Source organism: Streptococcus gallinaceus, assembly GCF_024170225.1.
Classification (GTDB): domain Bacteria; phylum Bacillota; class Bacilli; order Lactobacillales; family Streptococcaceae; genus Streptococcus; species Streptococcus gallinaceus.
Genome location: NZ_JALJXU010000001.1, coordinates 1 through 16,601, shown reverse-complemented (window position 1 = coordinate 16,601; position 16,601 = coordinate 1). Strand labels below are relative to the sequence as shown.

The window sequence follows — 16,601 nt, the reverse complement described above, 5'->3', positions numbered from 1 at the left end:
CGCAACACGGACTCCTTGACCTTTTGATGAAAAATAGTATAAAATCTAGATAAACATAGCAAGGAGGATTCCCATGCAAAAATCACTGACAACCAGCCAACTGGTCCAACTCTTAAAAAGACAATCCATTCAGCTACTGGATGTCCGAGAAGCAAATGAGTATACCGCTGGCCACATTCCAAGAGCAATCAATCTGCCGCTCAGTACGCTGGGCGGATCTATTTCAAGACTCGACAAGGAGACTCCCTACCATGTCGTTTGCCAGATGGGTGGCCGCTCCGCACGCGCTTGCCAATTTTTAGAAGAAAATGGATTTGATGTGACCAACGTCACGGGCGGAACTGACGCTTGGACTGGTCCACTTGAACAGTAAAAGAACCTAGACCTTTGGTCTGGTTCTTTTTGCGTTACTTGGGTAGGTAAATGGTAAATTGACTGCCTTTTCCTAGCTGACTGGTCACTTGAATCCTACCACCGCATAGCTTCATAATCCGCTCGACAATAGCCAGTCCTAAGCCGTTACCTTCTTGGTGACGGGAGGAGTCCGTCTGATAAAATTTTTCAAAAATGCGTGGCAGCTGGTCGCTCGCTATCCCACATCCTTTATCGCAGATTAGGATAACCCACTCGTCTGCCAATTCCTGAATGCTAACAGAAATATCCACCTCTTGCCCCGAATACTTGATGGCATTGTCCAATAGATTGACCCAGACTTGCATGAGCAGGTCTGGATTGGACTGCAGGATCACCGCATCACTGTCTAGGCGAAAAGCAATCTGCTTACCGGTCCACTTCTCCGATAAAGCAATCATCGCCTGCCGAATCTGCTCGTCCAGACGAATAGTTTGTAGCTGCCCTAGACTATCCAAATGATCAACCCGAGACATTTGCAACATGGTATCACACAGACGACTGAGCCGCTTACTTTCTTCTTGAATGAGCCGGGTAAATTCTAACCGACTTGCTTCATCCAGTTGAGAATCCTGCAACAATTCACTCATATTAGCAATAGCTGCAATAGGCGTCTTGAGCTCATGAGAGACATTGGTCATAAAATCCTTGCGCATATAATCCATCTGTGACAGCGATTGGATCATGCCATTGATGCTTTCAGACAGTTCATCCAGTTCATTGTAGTAGGCAAAATTCTTACGGCGTTCGGCATTTCGATCCACATGACCGACAAATTCTCCCCGACTGACATTGGCTACCACTTGATTGATTTCTTCAATCGGCTTGGTCAAATGAACAGCCCCATACCACATGCTAATGGCTCCAAAAACAATAGTTAGTACACAGACCAGAAAGGTTGCAAAATGAAGGACTAAAGTTGTTAATACTCCATGATAAAAAAGCACAAATCCAAGCGTAACCAGAACCAATGCCAGCAAGACACAGGCAGTCAGGGTCGCAGCAAACATGACCGTAAAATAGTGGCGTAGCGGTATCCGAAAGCGGCTAGTTTTCATGGACACGGTAACCAACTCCTCTCACAGTTTCAATGGTAAAATCCGGAAAATGTTCTACCTTGCGGCGTAGTTTATTGATACAAGCATCTACTAGGCGTTCGTCCAAATCGTCTTCCATTCCCCAGATGTTGTCCAACAACTCCAAGCGAGTGAAAATTTTATTGGGGTAGCTGAGCAAATGAAAGAGAAGCCGAAATTCTTTTTGGGGCAAAGTCAAGAGAGTGTCTCCCTTAGACAGGCTAAATTGCTCCTCGTCCAAGAGACAGTCCCCTACTTTTAACTGATGACTCGCAAAAATATTGGCGCGGCGCAAGAGAGCCTTGATACGCAGTCCTAACTCCTGCAGCTGAATGGGCTTGACCATATAGTCATCTGCGCCCAACTCAAATCCTTTTTCCATATCATCCAGTTGCGAGCGGGCAGTCATCACAATAATGGGCACCTGATAACTGGCTTGACGAAGAGATTGAATCAATTCATAGCCATCTAATAAGGGCATCATGATATCGGTCACAATCAACTGTACTTCCGTCTTGTCCAATACATCCAGAGCAACTGCTCCATTTTCTGCCACCAAGACTTGGTAGCCATCCTGTCTGAGTTTAGTGGCAATCAAAGTCTGTTGAAGGGCATTATCTTCTACTACTAGTATTTTAATCATGCCCTTATTTTAGCACATATTTTACGATTCTTTGACTAATTTCCCGTGTTTAAGCCGGTAAACAGTATCCACCAAATCGAGAATCCGTTCATCATGCGTTACCATGATCGCTGCGGTCTTTCTTTCCGTCACTTCCTTACGAATCAACTCCGTCACCTGGCGACCTCTAGCCTCATCCAAGCTGGCTGTTGGTTCATCTGCCAAAATCAACTTAGGTTGGTGAATAAAGGCTCGGGCAATCGCAGCTCGTTGCTTTTGACCACCGGATAATTGACGTGGAAATTTATGAGCGGAGCCTCCCATACCCAGTTCACCTAACAGTTGGGAAATTTCAGCGCGACTCTTATCCTTCTCACTATCTCGGTCAAAACGCGCCACCTGCTCCAATTGATCCTGTACAGTCAGGTAGGGAAGCAATTGGTGACTTTGGAAAATAAAACCTAATTTGTGCCGACGGAGTTTGGTCTGCTCCTTCTGAGACAGTTTGGTCACATCTTGCCCATCCAAGAGCAAGTGTCCACCATCCGCACTCAAGAGAAGCCCCGCAATAGATAACAATGTACTTTTCCCAGAACCAGACGGACCTAGAATGGCCACAAATTCTCCTGCTTGCACTGTCAAGTCAAGCTCGTCCAAGATGACTGCTTGCTCCTCACCATCCAAATAATATTTGGAAATTCCCTTTAATTCCATCACATTTTCCATTATTCTTCTCCTCCATTTATCACTTCAACTGCATCAATTTTTGCGACTTTCAAAATGGACAAGCCGCTGCTTAAAAGTGCAATAACAAGAAAGGCAAGAGATACCAGCGCAATATTTTCCACATTGAGGACAAACGGCATAGATACTAGCAAGACAAGAGATAGGGCATAAGCCAAACCATCCCCAACGAGGATACCCATCAAGGCCAGTAGAAGAATCTGCGCTAGCTGGAAGCTCGAAATCTCTGCCATGCTCATTCCAATCGCCTTCATTACACTAAATTCATGGCGTTTTTGCAGGGTAATGATATAGAAGAACACTCCCAAAATCGCTGCAGAGGCCAAAACCAATACCCACAAAATCATATTAAGCGTGGATTGTTCTGCGCTGTATCCCGGGATTTTTGAGATGACTGTCTCTTTATCGAGCACTTCTACCTTATTTGGTCTATTACCGCTCAATGACTTATTTTTTAAGGCAATCACTTGTGGATGGTAGCTGTAGTTTGGATTTTTTTCTTGTTGCAAGGTTGTATAAGTTTTTTCTGAAATATAGGCAACTGGACCGTGACCGTACATTTCATTGTGGGTGAAGCCGATGACGGTCAACTTGAGCCCACTCATATCATCCTCTACTACATCCCCTAATTTCACACCCTTAGCCTTCAAGCTATCATTGACAAGAATTGTGTTAGCCTTATCAGCCAAATCCTCTCCTTCAATCGCTTTTGGAACTATAAAACTAGCTGGGTTAACCACAAAATACATGGCATCCAACGTATCCGTATCCCCACTTTGTTGAACCAAGCCAGTTCGCTGGATAGATAGACCTGTCTCCTGGTCTGAATCCAGTTCTCCAATTGCCTTGACCTGATCTTGGTCCAGATTTGAAAAGGTGATAATTCCCTCTGCCGTATCAGACATGAGATAGTGATTCGCTGGATTATTTTCAATCGCTGCGCTAACCGCCCGCCCTAAGCCGTTTGCCAGACCCGATAAGAAAACAACCATAAACATCATTAGAATAATAAGGAGTTCGATAAGAAGATATTTCTTTTTGTAAAAGAGCAACTCTTTCCAAGCGTAGTGCATAGTATTTCCTACTTTCTTTCTTTTTTTCTAGTCTAGCAGGAGTATATGACCTCAATATGACGGCTGAACAAGTTTTTAAAAAAAGACTGAACCAAGTGATTCAGCCTTTTCAGCAACCCGTCGCGCGGACAAGGTGCTGGATTTAATATTTTTTCTTTGGATGGCGGTCGATGACTTGCGGATTGGCATCGATGGCTGCCTGTCCTTTTTCCGTCAATAGAATTCCTCGAACGGTAAAACAGTTCCCCAACTCATCTTCAGACAGATTGTCCTTCAAGGCCTGCTCCAAATCAGCCGCCTTCATTTTAGACAAGCCGGCGACTCCTCTGTCTTTTAAAATCTTCTTTTTCTTGGTCGCATTGATGTGATCCAAGGAAGCAAAGGCTGTTTCCAGCTGTGCATAGCCTTTATCTAGCAACATATCCAACCGCTTTGGAGCATTGATGCCATAGGTGTACTCGAAGTATTTTGGAAACCAAGATTCGTTGGTAAAGGTGTCAAAAGCAATCCGCCAGAGCAAGATAATATCTCCTGCCAGTAAGTCATCTTCTAGCAACTCCATATTCTTTTTTGGTACTGGTTTAAATTCTTCTGTCGCCAAATCACGTTCTGGCGAGATATAAGGTTTTACTGGATAATCTTCGTACATGTTCTTCTCCCATTTTTTTCTGTGTCTAGTATAGCATAAACGGAGTGCCAGCACTAGCTAGCTCTCCCCATTTCTTTGGCAGATTTTATGGGGAATTTATGATATAATGTGACTAATAAAACGATTCCCAGAAAGGATTGACATGAAAAAATCTCTCGTATGGACAGCTTTGGCTGCCAGCCTGCTCTTGACAGCTTGTGCAAAGACAAGTGAAAAAGACAACTCTTCTAGTGCTGCAACCAGCAGCCAAACTTGCTCAACTGACACTTCTGCTAGCCAACAACACCAAAAAGACTTGGCTTACGCTATCAACAACCCAAATGCCGTTTTTCCACAATTGACAACGGATATTGCTGAAAATGAGGCTGCTGTCACACTCAAGACAAGTGCCGGCGACATTACACTCAAACTTTTCCCAGAACAAGCTCCTCTTGCTGTGGAAAACTTCCTAACGCATGCCAAGGAAGGTTACTACAACGGCGTTCTTTTCCACCGCGTCATTAAGAATTTCATGATTCAAACTGGTGACCCTAAAGGGAACGGAACAGGTGGCGAGTCTATCTGGAAAGGTAAAGACAAGACGATTGATGCGGGAAATGGTTTCAAAAATGAAATTTCTGCCTTCCTCTACAACATCCGCGGCTCTCTTGCTATGGCAAATGCTGGCGCAAATACAAATGGTAGCCAATTTTACATCAACCAAAATACAGCTGATGCTTCTGGCCAATTGACCTCTGACAAGTACCCAGCTAAAATCATCGAAGCCTATAAAAACGGGGGAAATCCTAGCCTAGACGGTGGCTATACAGTCTTTGGACAAGTAACAAGTGGCATGGACATTGTCGACAAAATTGCTGCAACCGAAACCGGCGCAAACGACAAACCAACCTCTGACATCAAAATCGAAAGCATCGAAATTGTGAAAGATTACGATTTTAATAAGAAATAAAAAATAACCTAGGACTCCGTCCTGGGTTATTCTTTGTAATTTTAACAGTTTGACGCAGAGGTTGACTGAATGTTCTCATTCCTTGCTGGGCAAGCAATTTTGAGTCTTGTAACTAACTTCGTTAGTTCTATCTCCCACCTTAAAAGGTTCACCGAACCTTTTTGAGCTAGTCAACTGTGCGGTGGTGAGTTAAAAAGGTCCGGGTGACCTTTTTAATTTGGAAATGGAACTTGCAAGGCAAGTGTCTACAAAATCGATTTCTACGAAATCACGATTGAGTCCCACTCTCTATTTTTCCAAAAAGGCGAGTAAGATTTTAGCGGATTGTTCCCCTGCTTGGATGATAAATTCGTCAAAGGTAATATTGGCATCGCCCTGGGCTGTGTCACTCATTGCACGGATGACGAGGAAGGATTTACCCGCATTAACCGCTGCTTGTGCGATGGCTGCGCCTTCCATTTCTACGGCCAGTACTTGTGGAAAATGCGCCTTAATAGCTGCGATCTTATCCTGACCAGCAATAAAGCTGTCTCCTGTTGCGATGAGACCAACTTGGCTCACCAATTCTTGTTCTACTAAGACGCTCCGCATGTTTTCAAGCAGGACTTGGTCTGCTGGAAAATACAGTTCTTGCCCAGCCATTTGACCATAGGCATAGCCAAAAGCTGTTACATCTACATCGTGGTAGGCTAATTGATCTGCCACCACGACATCACCGATTTGCAAACCATCTGCTACTGCTCCGGCCGAACCTGTGTTAATCACGGCGTCCACTTGGAAATGGTCTGCTAAGAGAGCAACTGACATGGCAGACATGACTTTCCCGATACCGGATTGGACCAAGACTACTTCATGCTTGCCCAAGCGACCTGTATAGTAGGTATTGCCCAAGACAGGGACTTCTTCTTTTTCTGCCAAAGCTTCTACAAGAATGCCTAATTCTTGAGGCATGGCAGCAATAATACCAAATTTCATAATTCTCCTTTAAAAGTAAATCACGGCAAGGATAAATACAATCAGAAGAAGAACAATCCAAAACAAAATGGTATTGACTTTTGACTTAAATCGTTCCTTTTTGATGGTTTCAATTCGACGACTCTTTACCACCGAGGCTTCCACAGGAATGCGCATGGTCTGTCCTTCTTGGTAGCCTTGATAGTCGTCTTCTCCATATTGCCACTCTTCTACATCATCTTCATAGACGTCTTCTGCATCTTCCTCGTAGTAGCCAAATCGTTTTTTACGGGCTTCACGTTGCAGCACTTCGTCTGTTAATAGGGGCTTGCTCATACCAACCCTACTTTCTCAGCAGTTGATAATATTGAATGGCCATGATGGTCTTGGCATCACAAATTTCTCCACGAGCCACTAAATCAAGGGCTTGCTCTAAGGTCACTTCATACAGTTCAATCACTTCATCTTCGTCTTGCGGACGAGGATTTTCGACCTTGACCAAGTTCTCTGCTAGATAGATACGCAAGCGTTCATTACAAAATCCAATCGCAGAATAAAAATCTGAAAGCAAGGTTAATTTGTCAGTGGTGTACCCTGTCTCTTCTTCCAATTCACGAAGAGCAGCTGCCTGAAGCGCATCCTCTTCGCCCACTTCGAGCTTGCCTGCAGGGATTTCATAAATCACGCGCTCAATGGCCTTACGAAATTGGCGGACTAAGACAATCTTGTCTTCAGGTGTCACGGCAAGGACACAGACTGCACCCTTGTGAAAAATGAGTTCTCGTTTTGCTTGCCCGAGACCGTTTGGCAACTCGACGTCATCGACAACCACGTCGAAAATATGGCCATTAAAAATCTCTTTGCGGCTAATTGTTTTTTCTTCAAATTCCATAACAACTCCTATTTTTGACTTGGATGGTGAGGAAGACGTGTTGCGTAGCCTTCTTTGTTTTCCTGGCGAGAGCGTCCGATGGCAACGGTATCTGCTGGGACATTGCAGGTAATGGTTGAGCCGGCTGCTGTTAAGGCACTGTCTCCGATTTCAAGTGGAGCGATGAGGGTTGAATTGCTACCGACAAAGACATTGTCTTTGATAACGGTCTTGTATTTGCCTTGACCGTCGTAATTGACAGTGATGGTTCCCGCACCAAAGTTGACATTAGCGCCCACTTCCGCATTACCAATATAAGTCAAGTGACCAGCCTTGGTATTTTCACCCAAACTTGAACCCTTCACTTCCACAAAGTTTCCGACATGGACATCTTTTTTCAAGAGGCTATCTGGACGGATATGAGCAAATGGTCCCACTGTTACCCCAGCTTCAATGACAGATTGTTCAATATCTGACTGGCTAATCACCACATCCTCAGCAATAACCGAATCCGTCACACGCGTACCGTTTGTCAAAACTGTCCGCTCTCCAATTTTTGTCTGACCTTTTAGGACAACATTGGCTTCAATGACGGCTTCTGCCCCAATTTCCACATCGATGTCGATGTAGGTCGCTGCTGGGTTGGTAAAGGTCACTCCGTTAACCATGTGGCGCTCGGTAATGCGTTTGCGCATCACGGCTTCTGCTGTCGCAAGTGCAATGCGGTCATTGACACCCAGACTCTCGTCAAAGTCACGAAGAATATAGGCACCAACTTTTTCACCTGCTTGACGGAAAATAGAAATCACGTCTGTCAGGTAATATTCACCCTGAGCATTATCCGTATTGATGTCTTTTAAGGCTTCAAAGAGGCGTTTGTTATCAAACAAATAGGTTCCTGTATTGATTTCCTTGATTTGTTTTTCAAAGTCATTGGCATCTTTTTGTTCCACAATCTTCAAGACTTCTCCGTCTGTATTGCGGATAATCCGGCCATAACCGAATGGATTGTCGGCCTGCGCTGTTAAAATCGTTGCAACATTTTTGTGGCTGACATGGAAATTAATCAAGTTTTTCAGACTTTCCCCTGTAATCAGTGGTGTGTCCCCTGCGATGACCAAGGTTTGTCCTTCTAAGTCTGCCAAGGCTGGCTCTGCCATCATGACAGCATGCCCTGTTCCTAACTGCTCTGATTGAAGGGCAAAGTCAGATTGACCTTCCAAAACTTCTTGAACCAGCTCTGCTTTATGGCCTACGATGGTCTCAATCTTAGCTGGCTCAATTGCTGAAACCGCACGAAATACGTGTTCCAACATAGAAATACCTGCTACCTTGTGCAAGACTTTAGGAAGATCTGACTTCATCCGTGTTCCCTTACCAGCTGCTAAAATAATTGCATAATTTGTCATAATTTTATTTCCTCACTTAAAAATGGCTGAGTTCATCACTATATTATATCATAATTCAAACAATAAATAGACACTGCTCTGACTATTCGCTTGCTTGGGACGATGGATGGTCTGAAATTTGCTTACCCAGCACAAATTTTGAGACAATGGCTGAGTGTGGTTTTTGGTATTCTCTCTCAAAATAATCCTGATAAACGCCCGGAGTCAAGATACCATGATTCGCGACATTGTCTGTGCCAATAGCTGCTAGAATGGTATCTGCCAGGAGAACACAGTTGGTCGTCATGACAAAGTAGGTCTTGAATTTTGTCTGGGTAAACTTAAAATTATCTACCCGATAACGTTGATTGAGCTGTCCCAGATAACTTTCCTTCTGCGCCTGACTAGTCAAGTAGAAAGGCTGCGTCCAAGACATCATCTCACCCAGTCTTTCTTCAATGGCTTGTTTTTGTGCATCTGTTAAAACCATGCCATAGCCCAGCACAGCCCGCCAATCCTCTTGAGCGAGCGAGGCTAGATAATCTTCGCTAGATAGACGGAACAAAACGCCGTCACCCATGGTCCCAAAAAAGCGAGCACTATCCACATCGTATTGCCCATAAGCATAGGTCATGCCCTTATAAGAAATATCCACATGCCCCATCATCTCAAAGCCTTTTCGAGCCGTATGAATCCAAATTTCCAAGTCTGGTTGCTGAGTCGGCAAGCCTTTTTCTTCTAGCAAAATAGGTTGACTACGATTGGGATTGAGCAGGCGATTGACTGCATTCAAGGCGCTGACAGGAATAATAGCTGATAGGAATATGGGCAGACCCAAGTGTTTGCGTCTACCTCTAGTCGGAAAGGATGGCCGGTCAAAATCCCAAGCATCTTTTAAGGCGGTAAAACCTCGGACAATCAAGGACAGACCCAAAAAACTATAAATCCAGCCCAATGTCCCCTCCAAATGCACCAAGGCGTATATGGAGAAAAAAAGATGTAAAAGCGCATCAAATAGAGTCCAAAGTGAGATTTTTTTCTGACTGTTCCACTGTAAAATGAGGTCAATAAACAAGATACACCCCAAGACAAAAAACTCCAGAACCAGAATAATGGCTAAAAATCCTGCTGGCAAAAGAGCATTGTTAAAGAAAAAAATCGTTAAAAAGAGATGAAACCAAAAGGCCAGTACTTCTCTTCTATCACGTCCCTTCTTTCGCAGGAGACCAAGCCCCTTCCAAAGCACTTGCAGTAAAAATAAGAGAGCGATTGCCGCAAATAAGCCTGTCGCAAATTGAATATTCCACCATAAAAACAGACAGCCAAAGCCTATCAAGAGACTTCCCCATATCATTGCTGCCCCTTTTTTCCGATCTGTCAGCATCCATTTCTCCTTACTAATAAAAAGAATCTAGGACAAAAGTCCTGGGTTCTTTATTTTTTATAATTTTAGCAGTTTGACGCAGGAGTTGGGACGACAAAATCGATTTCTGCGAAATCACGATTGAGTCCCACTCTCTATATCATGATTTTATACGACTGTACTGCGTCTGCTAGATGGTGGCAAATTCGTCTTCAGCCCAGTTGTCATTCCACCGATACTCAGCTCGATGCGCCAATTCACGCGCCAGCTTTTCTCCAAAACAATCTGAAATAAAGCCCAGTGTCATATCCATTCCCGCTGAAACTCCTGACGAAGTATAAAATTTTCCGTCTCTTATCCAGCGCGCCTTGGTCTGCCACTTGACCTTGTCTGACTGACCGCATACCCAAGTCAGGGCACGTTTGTTGCTGGTAGCGGCCTTGTCATCCAAGGCACCACTTCTAGCCAGAGGGCACTGCCTGTGCAGACACTCAAGACCCAGCGTGACCGATTAACAAGTTCGTTTAGACGTTCTAAAAATAGCGGATTTTCAATCACCTTTCGCGTTCCCATCCCACCTGGCAAGAGAAGGATGGCCCAACTCTCCAAGTCACGCATGGTTTGGGGATATAATTGAATCCCTTGTTTCGTGGAAATCAGGCCTCCGTCCATGGACACATAGGGCAACTGCGCATCTGGCAATCCCGATAAAAACTCAACAGGACCAAACAAATCCAGTGCTTCAAAGTCATCAAATACCACACATACAATCTTCATCGGCTTTTCCTATTCTTCTAACGGTTGGTCATTTTCCATTAAAAATGGTCGTGTGCCACCAGTCGTGTCAACGTCATACTTGTCTAACAAGTAGCCAATCAAAGCCTTTTTAGACTTGAATCGCAAGACTTGGTAGGGCTCTTCAAAGGAAATTTTTTCCACAAAAAGAAATTCAGTTTCAGATGGAACCAAAACGCCGACGTGTCCGATGAAAAGCTTTGTCTTCTTCTCATCAATCTGGTCGTGCATCCAAACAGAAATCATCTTAGCTTGACCAGTCTCAAAGGTCACTCCCATCTTTTTCCAGTAGGCTTGCACTTTTTTAACATGAAGGTGTGTGTCCGTGACATTTTCAGTCGCAACTGCACTAAAAATCGTTTGAAAGCGACTAGCCTCCTCAGCCGTCAGCTGGTAAGAAGCTGGCGCATGCTGAATGGCATCCTTGTCAATGAAAAGAAGGCTGTCATCATAACCCGTCGTACTCTTTGTCGTGATGAGCCCCCTCAGCAAGCCAAAACTAGTCAAGCGGCAATTATAACCTGGAAAGTCCGGAAACTGTGCCATCCATTTTTCACTGATAGCTGCCACATCATAGGCTGGAATCAGTTCTTTTGAAGTTCCAAATCCCGTCTGCACCAAACTATCCGTCGGAACGTGTTGGTTATAGAAATTTACCTGCTCCAAAAATTTGGTGACATTTTCTTGAGGAAAGGCCTGCTCCAACACACTTTTGACCTCTGTCTGCATTTGACTATCCAGCAAATTGGAATAGTTGATTGACTTGGTCACTTGCTTGCGGGCTGCCATTTGGGTGCTGGTCGGTGTGACTGCATCTCCACTTTGCTTTTGACTAGCACAAGCCGTCAAGAGCAGACAAGATGCGACTAGTAGTAGATACTTAGGTTTCATTTTTTCTTTATCCTTTCAAGGGAAATAAGGGGGAAAATGCTGACTTGATCCAAGTGGGCGAGTTCCTGCCAATAGGGCTGGTAGGCATTGTACTCTGTCATCCGTTCCCGTTCTTCTCCTCCTATCTCAAGCGGTTGGCGCTGTAACTTCGTCGCCGCCAGAAAGGTCATTCCCTCAGCAGTAGCCTCTAGTTGCTCCAGACTAGACATCTCTAAACTAATAGCCAACTCCTCTTGGATTTCTCGCACAGCTGCTTGCTCCGGGGTCTCTCCCTCTTCTATCCTACCACCTGGCCAGACAAGGTAGGAGCGACCATTTTTCATCCGACCAATGGCAATGGCGTATCGCTCTGACTCGTCCAAGATAATCACTGTTGCGCGCATGCTATACCTCGATTTTCGCCTACTTATAAACCACTTCAAACTCTTCTAAGACAATCTTGCTTTCTTCTGTGAAGGTCAAGCCGCATTCTTCAAAGTAAGTTTTGAAAAAGGCTTCATGAACCTGTCTCCAGTAAGCCAGACTACGGTCACCCTCGCCTTCTTTGAAGGCATGCTCTGCGGACACCTCTCCAAAAGGAACCACTGCTACTTTCGTGATGCGGACGATGCAGACAGCATGCCCTTGCCCATCTAAAATGACATCGTAAGTGCCCGCCTCTGGAATTGGCTCCTTGTCCACTTCGTATAAGTCATAGGCTGATGCCATTGCGGTTTTCTTGCCTTCCAAAACGAGCTGTGCTAGCAAATCAGGCTCCATACCAAAAGCCCATGCGTCTATCTCGTCCCCAATCGTCGGATTGATTCCCTTGTATTTATTCCATAATTCTCTTGGTGTCATCTTCTACCTCCGATGCAATTCCGAAAATAAATTTCACTGCTCTACGCTTCTTTTCTTGCTTTTTAAAGCCTTCTTGCCAATCCCAGATGTAGACAATTTTACCTAGCCAGATGCGTAGATAGACTGACTTGGGCTTGATAGGTCCAGAAATTCCCTTGACTTCCCATTCACTGCCATCGTCTTTTTCAAACTCAGTCCGAATGAGCCAGCGATTGCCGAAGCCAAATTCAATATATTTTGTCATTTCAAACTCCAACCGCCGTCAATCTTAACAATTTCGCCTTGCATGGACTGGGCTTTTCCAGATGCTAGAAATAGAGTCAGCTCTGCGATTTCACTTGGGTCTGTCCATCGTCCAATCGGTGTCTTGCTCGCCACCCAGTCTGCCATGCCACCTGGCTCAAAGTCTGCCTGTGTCATGCCTGTTTTGACTGCCCCAGGTGCAATGCCAAATACTTGAACGCCATCCTTGGCATAGTCCAAGGCCAACTGGCGGGTAAATCCAGCTAAAGCGTGCTTAGAGCTAGTGTAGGCGGCACCGCCTCCACCAGCTAAAAAGCTAGCAATGGAGCACATATTGATGATGACGCCTGATTGCTTTGCGACCATTTTAGACAGGTAAAAGCGCGTAATGCCAACCGCCGCAAAAAAATTAGTCTGAAAAATGGTCTCAAAGGTCTCTTCTGACGTTTCAAGAAGAGGCTGATAGGCATCCAAAATCCCAGCTGTATTGCAGAGGATATCCACTTGAGGAAGAGCTTGAAAAAGAGGGGGTAAGTCACCAGTCACATCCAGCTGGAGAAAGTGAAAGTCTCCTGACAAAGCTGGTTTCTCCGAGCAATCAATCCCATAAACGCGATAGCCATTTTCCAAAAATAAGCGCGCCTGAGCTAGCCCAATCCCTGAGCTAACCCCCGTCACCAAAACGCTCTTAGTCATAAACTTGAACCCAGTCTGTCGCCAGCACATCACATGGTGTCGGACTCCACATAGAGAAGCCCTCTCCCTCGCCCGCCACGTTAATCAAAAAGTAAGGCGTCGCCTCTAGCTTCTGCCCATTGACCTCAATGGTGTCAAAGAGCTGCACATAATTTTCAGCACCGCCCCAGCCAGTACGAACGTATTTTTTAAATTCCTTTAACCCTGGTAAAATTTCTTCAAATGTCATGTTTGTCTCCTTTAATGTCTGTAATCGTTGATTTAATAGGCTTTTTAATGAGCCTATGAGTTCTAAAATATAAATTTGTTCACCTTTTTGTGGACTTATAAAGAATTTATGGCTTTTTCATAATAAGAAACAGCCTCTTTTTCTTTGTCCATTGAAAGGTGTCCATAAATGTCCATGGTCATAGCTAAAGTAGCATGACCTAAACGGTATTGTAATTCTTTATAGCTGATACCAGCATTTAGCAATAAACTAGCGTGAGTATGGCGGAAAGCGTGGAAAGTAAAGCGCGTGATACCAATTTCAGCACACCGCCTATCTAGGCTTTCTTGCCTAGTCGCCATGTTTTGATATTCCTTTGTGGGTGTCGCAAACACCACAGGGGAAACACGCGCCCCAGTCTCTATAAATAGTTGTCGCTGTCTGTTCTTATAAAGCCTTAGCATATTGACTGTTTTCTTGTCTATGCTTATAACCCTAACCCCTGCTTTGCTTTTGGGCGTACCGATTAACTTTAATAGCCTACTGTAACTCTTGGTTATGCTGATAGTTCCGTTATCTAGGTCAATATTAGACCATTCTAGGGCTACTACTTCCCCAAAACGGCAACCAGTAGCAAGTAAAACGCTATATAAAACATAATCAAAGAAATGGCTAAACTTCTTATTGGATAGCTTTTCCATGTAAGCCATTAACGCTTTTAAATCTTCTGGAGCTATGAACTTAATAGCCTTATTTTCCCTTTTTGGTACTTTAGGCAATATAACATCACGCGCAGGATTGAATGGCAATAACTGGAGAGATACCCCATATTGTAAGACACGCCTATTTATTGAGTGGACAACGCTATAATGTACCAACTCACTAGATAAATCATTTATAAAACTTTGAATATAGCTAACAGATAACTTTGTCAGTCTCAAAGTACCAAAAACAGGTATTAGGTGATTGTAAAGCATTCTCCTAGTCGCTATAAAGGTCTGAGGCTTTACAGTTAGCTGATAACTTTCTAGCCATAATTCAGCCAATTCTTGATAGTTCTTAACAGGTACTACTTTTGTGACAGTACAACCATTAGAAACAAAGTCATCTTGCGCTTGCTTTGCTTTCTGCTTGACCTCCTTTCTTGTCCTACCAGTAACACTAGTTTTAGCTTTCTTACTTGTTACCTGGTCAACGCCTAGATAGACATTGGCACGGTACACAATAGCACCGTTCTTCTTTTTGACTTCATTTATTTTCATGATATGAACCTTTCCATCAGCAGGCAAGCCGTTATTAAAAAGATTTTAGATTGAATTGGGTTTATATCATGCTGAGCGTTACGAGAATGCCCCTATTTTCGTTTATTTTGGTTAGGTGGTCATTTTATATTGTTTTGGCTCGAAATCGCTTAGAGGGCGTTTTAGGCATATATTTTGATAAGCATATTTTTTGAGCTTTGAACAGGTCAGAAAATGAGCGATTAGTTAGACTAAAAAAATATATATCTAGTTTGATGATAGGGTCATCTTTACTTTGCTTACCACCGTTTGAGTTGTGCCCCAAAATGGACGTTACCAGATAATCTTGATTTTCTATTTTGCTACTCAATTTTGAGCGGTTACCATAGAAAATGTTAGTGTATGCGCGTGGGTTAATGCGGAAAATCAATATCTAAGCCCGCTAGTCCCTCTAAAATATTTATTATGCTTTCCCTTTCTTTTGGGGTTAGTAAAGAAAAATAAAAAATAAGCTTTTTAAAAACATTTGGGGTATCCCCACCGTCAATAAATTCAATAAATTTCTTTGTATGCAGTTCCCACATATCAGTAAGTTGCTGGTCAGTGATACCGATTTTCCAAGGTTCAGCTTCTTCAAAATAATGACCAAAGCTATTTTTCAACTCAACCGATACAGTACTTTTAATCTTTTCAAGATTATCAGCACCTAAAACCTCAGAAAGAGCCGTATAAGCATCATAATCAAAATTGTCATCACTATCTTCATCAACTGTATATGGTGCTAATGCTACTAGCATATTTTCACGACTTAGACTATAGCCCAGTAAATACCCAATATGTACACCAAAAAAGTCAGCTAACATTTGGGCTTTGTCTGGTTTGATTTGGCGGTCACCCTTTTCCCAGCGTAACACTGTTATTTTAGATACACCTATTTCACGGGCTAACTCATCTTGAGTTAAGCCCTTTTGTTTGCGTAATTCTTTCAACCTAATCATAAAATATCACACCTTTCAGGCTTGATTATATCCGAATTTTAGAAAAGTATCAAGAAATGATACAAAAAAATATTAAAAATACTTGACAAGTATCAAAAACGGATATATAATCAAAATCAAAGTTATCCAAAACGGAAACTTTTTACTCACAACCTTTCACACTTTCAACCTATGGAAGGGAATTTTTAAAAGGAGGAACGCCATGAGCAAACTTAGAGGCTATCGGGTCATGCTGGGACTAACTCAGCAACAAATGGCTGACAAGCTAAATATTTCTTTACAGTCTTACAATAACAAAGAGACAAAGAAAACGCCCTTTAATGACAAAGAGCGCCTAGTTATTAAGTCAATGGTTGCTGAAATTAAACCAGATATAACCATAGATGAATTATTTTATCAAGATTAGGAGGTACATCATGAACATTGTTTACATGGACGGCAAGAAAGAGCCGTACACAACTAGCGAGATAATCGCAGAATGCGCTGGTATCAGTCATCACGCTATACAAGAGCATATCAGAAAACAAAGAGACCGCTTAGAACGCTATGGAAAGCTAGCATTTCAAATGCGACCTTTGCCAAGTGGCCA

23 protein-coding genes and 1 pseudogene are annotated in these 16,601 nt (G+C 43.4%); 4 read left to right on the top strand and 20 right to left on the bottom strand.

The genetic code is table 11. From position 1 onward, the window contains the following. The first annotated feature begins 73 nt into the window (after window positions 1-73). Window positions 74-373 carry a rhodanese-like domain-containing protein gene (locus J2T50_RS00115; RefSeq protein WP_253362448.1) on the top strand — a complete coding sequence of 100 codons (300 nt, stop codon included), beginning with the start codon at window positions 74-76 and terminating at the stop codon, window positions 371-373. A 34-nt stretch (window positions 374-407) separates the two neighbouring features. Here J2T50_RS00115 and J2T50_RS00110 read toward each other — a convergent pair whose 3' ends face one another. The 5 genes from J2T50_RS00110 to J2T50_RS00090 form a co-directional block, all read right to left on the bottom strand. Next, window positions 408-1,469: a sensor histidine kinase gene (locus J2T50_RS00110; protein WP_253363267.1), complete on the bottom strand. Its 1,062-nt coding sequence runs from the start codon at window positions 1,467-1,469 to the stop codon at window positions 408-410. Next, window positions 1,459-2,130 carry a response regulator transcription factor gene (locus J2T50_RS00105; protein WP_253362446.1) on the bottom strand — a complete coding sequence of 224 codons (672 nt, stop codon included), beginning with the start codon at window positions 2,128-2,130 and terminating at the stop codon, window positions 1,459-1,461. The genes J2T50_RS00110 and J2T50_RS00105 overlap by 11 nt, the downstream gene beginning before the upstream one ends. A 21-nt stretch (window positions 2,131-2,151) precedes the next feature. Next, window positions 2,152-2,835 carry an ABC transporter ATP-binding protein gene (locus J2T50_RS00100; protein WP_253362444.1) on the bottom strand — a complete coding sequence of 228 codons (684 nt, stop codon included), beginning with the start codon at window positions 2,833-2,835 and terminating at the stop codon, window positions 2,152-2,154. Beyond that, a complete protein-coding gene (locus tag J2T50_RS00095) occupies window positions 2,835-3,926 on the bottom strand; it encodes an ABC transporter permease (RefSeq protein ID WP_253362442.1) in 1,092 nt (363 codons plus the stop codon). Before J2T50_RS00095 ends, J2T50_RS00100 begins: the two co-directional genes overlap by 1 nt. A 142-nt stretch (window positions 3,927-4,068) precedes the next feature. Then, complete coding sequence (locus J2T50_RS00090; RefSeq protein ID WP_253362440.1) at window positions 4,069-4,575, bottom strand: hypothetical protein; 507 nt, start codon at window positions 4,573-4,575, stop codon at window positions 4,069-4,071. 142 nt (window positions 4,576-4,717) lie between these two features. On the opposite strand from J2T50_RS00090, the gene J2T50_RS00085 reads away from it, so the two are divergent. Then, complete coding sequence (locus J2T50_RS00085; RefSeq protein WP_253362438.1) at window positions 4,718-5,524, top strand: peptidylprolyl isomerase; 807 nt, start codon at window positions 4,718-4,720, stop codon at window positions 5,522-5,524. Window positions 5,525-5,812: 288 nt separating this feature from the next. Here the strand turns inward: J2T50_RS00085 and J2T50_RS00080 are convergent, their stop codons facing one another. The 15 genes from J2T50_RS00080 to J2T50_RS00010 all read right to left on the bottom strand — a co-directional run bounded on the left by J2T50_RS00080 (window position 5,813) and on the right by J2T50_RS00010 (window position 16,012). Continuing rightward, entirely contained in the window at window positions 5,813-6,499 is a 687-nt protein-coding gene (locus J2T50_RS00080; protein WP_253362436.1) for a 5'-methylthioadenosine/adenosylhomocysteine nucleosidase, read from the bottom strand. Between the two features lie 9 nt (window positions 6,500-6,508). Continuing rightward, complete coding sequence (macP, locus tag J2T50_RS00075; protein ID WP_253362434.1) at window positions 6,509-6,814, bottom strand: cell wall synthase accessory phosphoprotein MacP; 306 nt, start codon at window positions 6,812-6,814, stop codon at window positions 6,509-6,511. Between the two features lie 7 nt (window positions 6,815-6,821). Next, window positions 6,822-7,370, bottom strand: coding sequence for an NUDIX hydrolase (locus J2T50_RS00070; protein ID WP_253362432.1), 549 nt, complete (start codon window positions 7,368-7,370; stop codon window positions 6,822-6,824). Between the two features lie 8 nt (window positions 7,371-7,378). Then, complete coding sequence (gene glmU / locus J2T50_RS00065; protein WP_253362430.1) at window positions 7,379-8,758, bottom strand: bifunctional UDP-N-acetylglucosamine diphosphorylase/glucosamine-1-phosphate N-acetyltransferase GlmU; 1,380 nt, start codon at window positions 8,756-8,758, stop codon at window positions 7,379-7,381. 82 nt (window positions 8,759-8,840) lie between these two features. Continuing rightward, on the bottom strand, window positions 8,841-10,121 hold the full coding sequence (locus tag J2T50_RS00060) for a hypothetical protein (protein ID WP_253362428.1): 1,281 nt from the start codon (window positions 10,119-10,121) through the stop codon (window positions 8,841-8,843). A gap of 169 nt (window positions 10,122-10,290) precedes the next feature. Further along, a complete protein-coding gene (locus J2T50_RS00055) occupies window positions 10,291-10,551 on the bottom strand; it encodes a type 1 glutamine amidotransferase family protein (RefSeq protein WP_253362426.1) in 261 nt (86 codons plus the stop codon). After that, window positions 10,512-10,877, bottom strand: coding sequence for a DJ-1/PfpI family protein (locus J2T50_RS00050; RefSeq protein ID WP_253362423.1), 366 nt, complete (start codon window positions 10,875-10,877; stop codon window positions 10,512-10,514). Before J2T50_RS00050 ends, J2T50_RS00055 begins: the two co-directional genes overlap by 40 nt. Window positions 10,878-10,886: 9 nt before the next feature. Further along, window positions 10,887-11,786, bottom strand: coding sequence for a DUF4300 family protein (locus J2T50_RS00045; protein ID WP_253362421.1), 900 nt, complete (start codon window positions 11,784-11,786; stop codon window positions 10,887-10,889). Then, the gene (locus tag J2T50_RS00040) at window positions 11,783-12,169 is read right to left on the bottom strand and encodes an NUDIX domain-containing protein (RefSeq protein WP_253362419.1); all 387 of its coding nucleotides are present in this window, start codon (window positions 12,167-12,169) and stop codon (window positions 11,783-11,785) included. Before J2T50_RS00040 ends, J2T50_RS00045 begins: the two co-directional genes overlap by 4 nt. A 19-nt stretch (window positions 12,170-12,188) precedes the next feature. After that, window positions 12,189-12,626, bottom strand: a complete 438-nt coding sequence (locus J2T50_RS00035; protein WP_253362417.1) for an ASCH domain-containing protein — start codon at window positions 12,624-12,626, stop codon at window positions 12,189-12,191. Beyond that, entirely contained in the window at window positions 12,601-12,870 is a 270-nt protein-coding gene (locus J2T50_RS00030) for a DUF3977 family protein (protein ID WP_253362415.1), read from the bottom strand. Before J2T50_RS00030 ends, J2T50_RS00035 begins: the two co-directional genes overlap by 26 nt. After that, a complete protein-coding gene (locus J2T50_RS00025) occupies window positions 12,867-13,565 on the bottom strand; it encodes a 3-oxoacyl-ACP reductase (protein ID WP_253362413.1) in 699 nt (232 codons plus the stop codon). Before J2T50_RS00025 ends, J2T50_RS00030 begins: the two co-directional genes overlap by 4 nt. After that, window positions 13,558-13,794: a DUF2829 domain-containing protein gene (locus J2T50_RS00020; RefSeq protein ID WP_253362410.1), complete on the bottom strand. Its 237-nt coding sequence runs from the start codon at window positions 13,792-13,794 to the stop codon at window positions 13,558-13,560. The genes J2T50_RS00025 and J2T50_RS00020 overlap by 8 nt, the downstream gene beginning before the upstream one ends. 95 nt (window positions 13,795-13,889) lie before the next feature. Continuing rightward, window positions 13,890-15,035, bottom strand: a complete 1,146-nt coding sequence (locus J2T50_RS00015) for a tyrosine-type recombinase/integrase (RefSeq protein ID WP_253362408.1) — start codon at window positions 15,033-15,035, stop codon at window positions 13,890-13,892. Between the two features lie 392 nt (window positions 15,036-15,427). Beyond that, a complete protein-coding gene (locus J2T50_RS00010) occupies window positions 15,428-16,012 on the bottom strand; it encodes a helix-turn-helix domain-containing protein (protein WP_253362406.1) in 585 nt (194 codons plus the stop codon). 202 nt (window positions 16,013-16,214) lie between these two features. On the opposite strand from J2T50_RS00010, the gene J2T50_RS00005 reads away from it, so the two are divergent. Continuing rightward, complete coding sequence (locus J2T50_RS00005) at window positions 16,215-16,418, top strand: helix-turn-helix transcriptional regulator (protein WP_253362404.1); 204 nt, start codon at window positions 16,215-16,217, stop codon at window positions 16,416-16,418. A 10-nt stretch (window positions 16,419-16,428) separates the two neighbouring features. Next, a pseudogene (locus J2T50_RS10585) lies at window positions 16,429-16,601 on the top strand (Rha family transcriptional regulator); the annotation flags it as partial.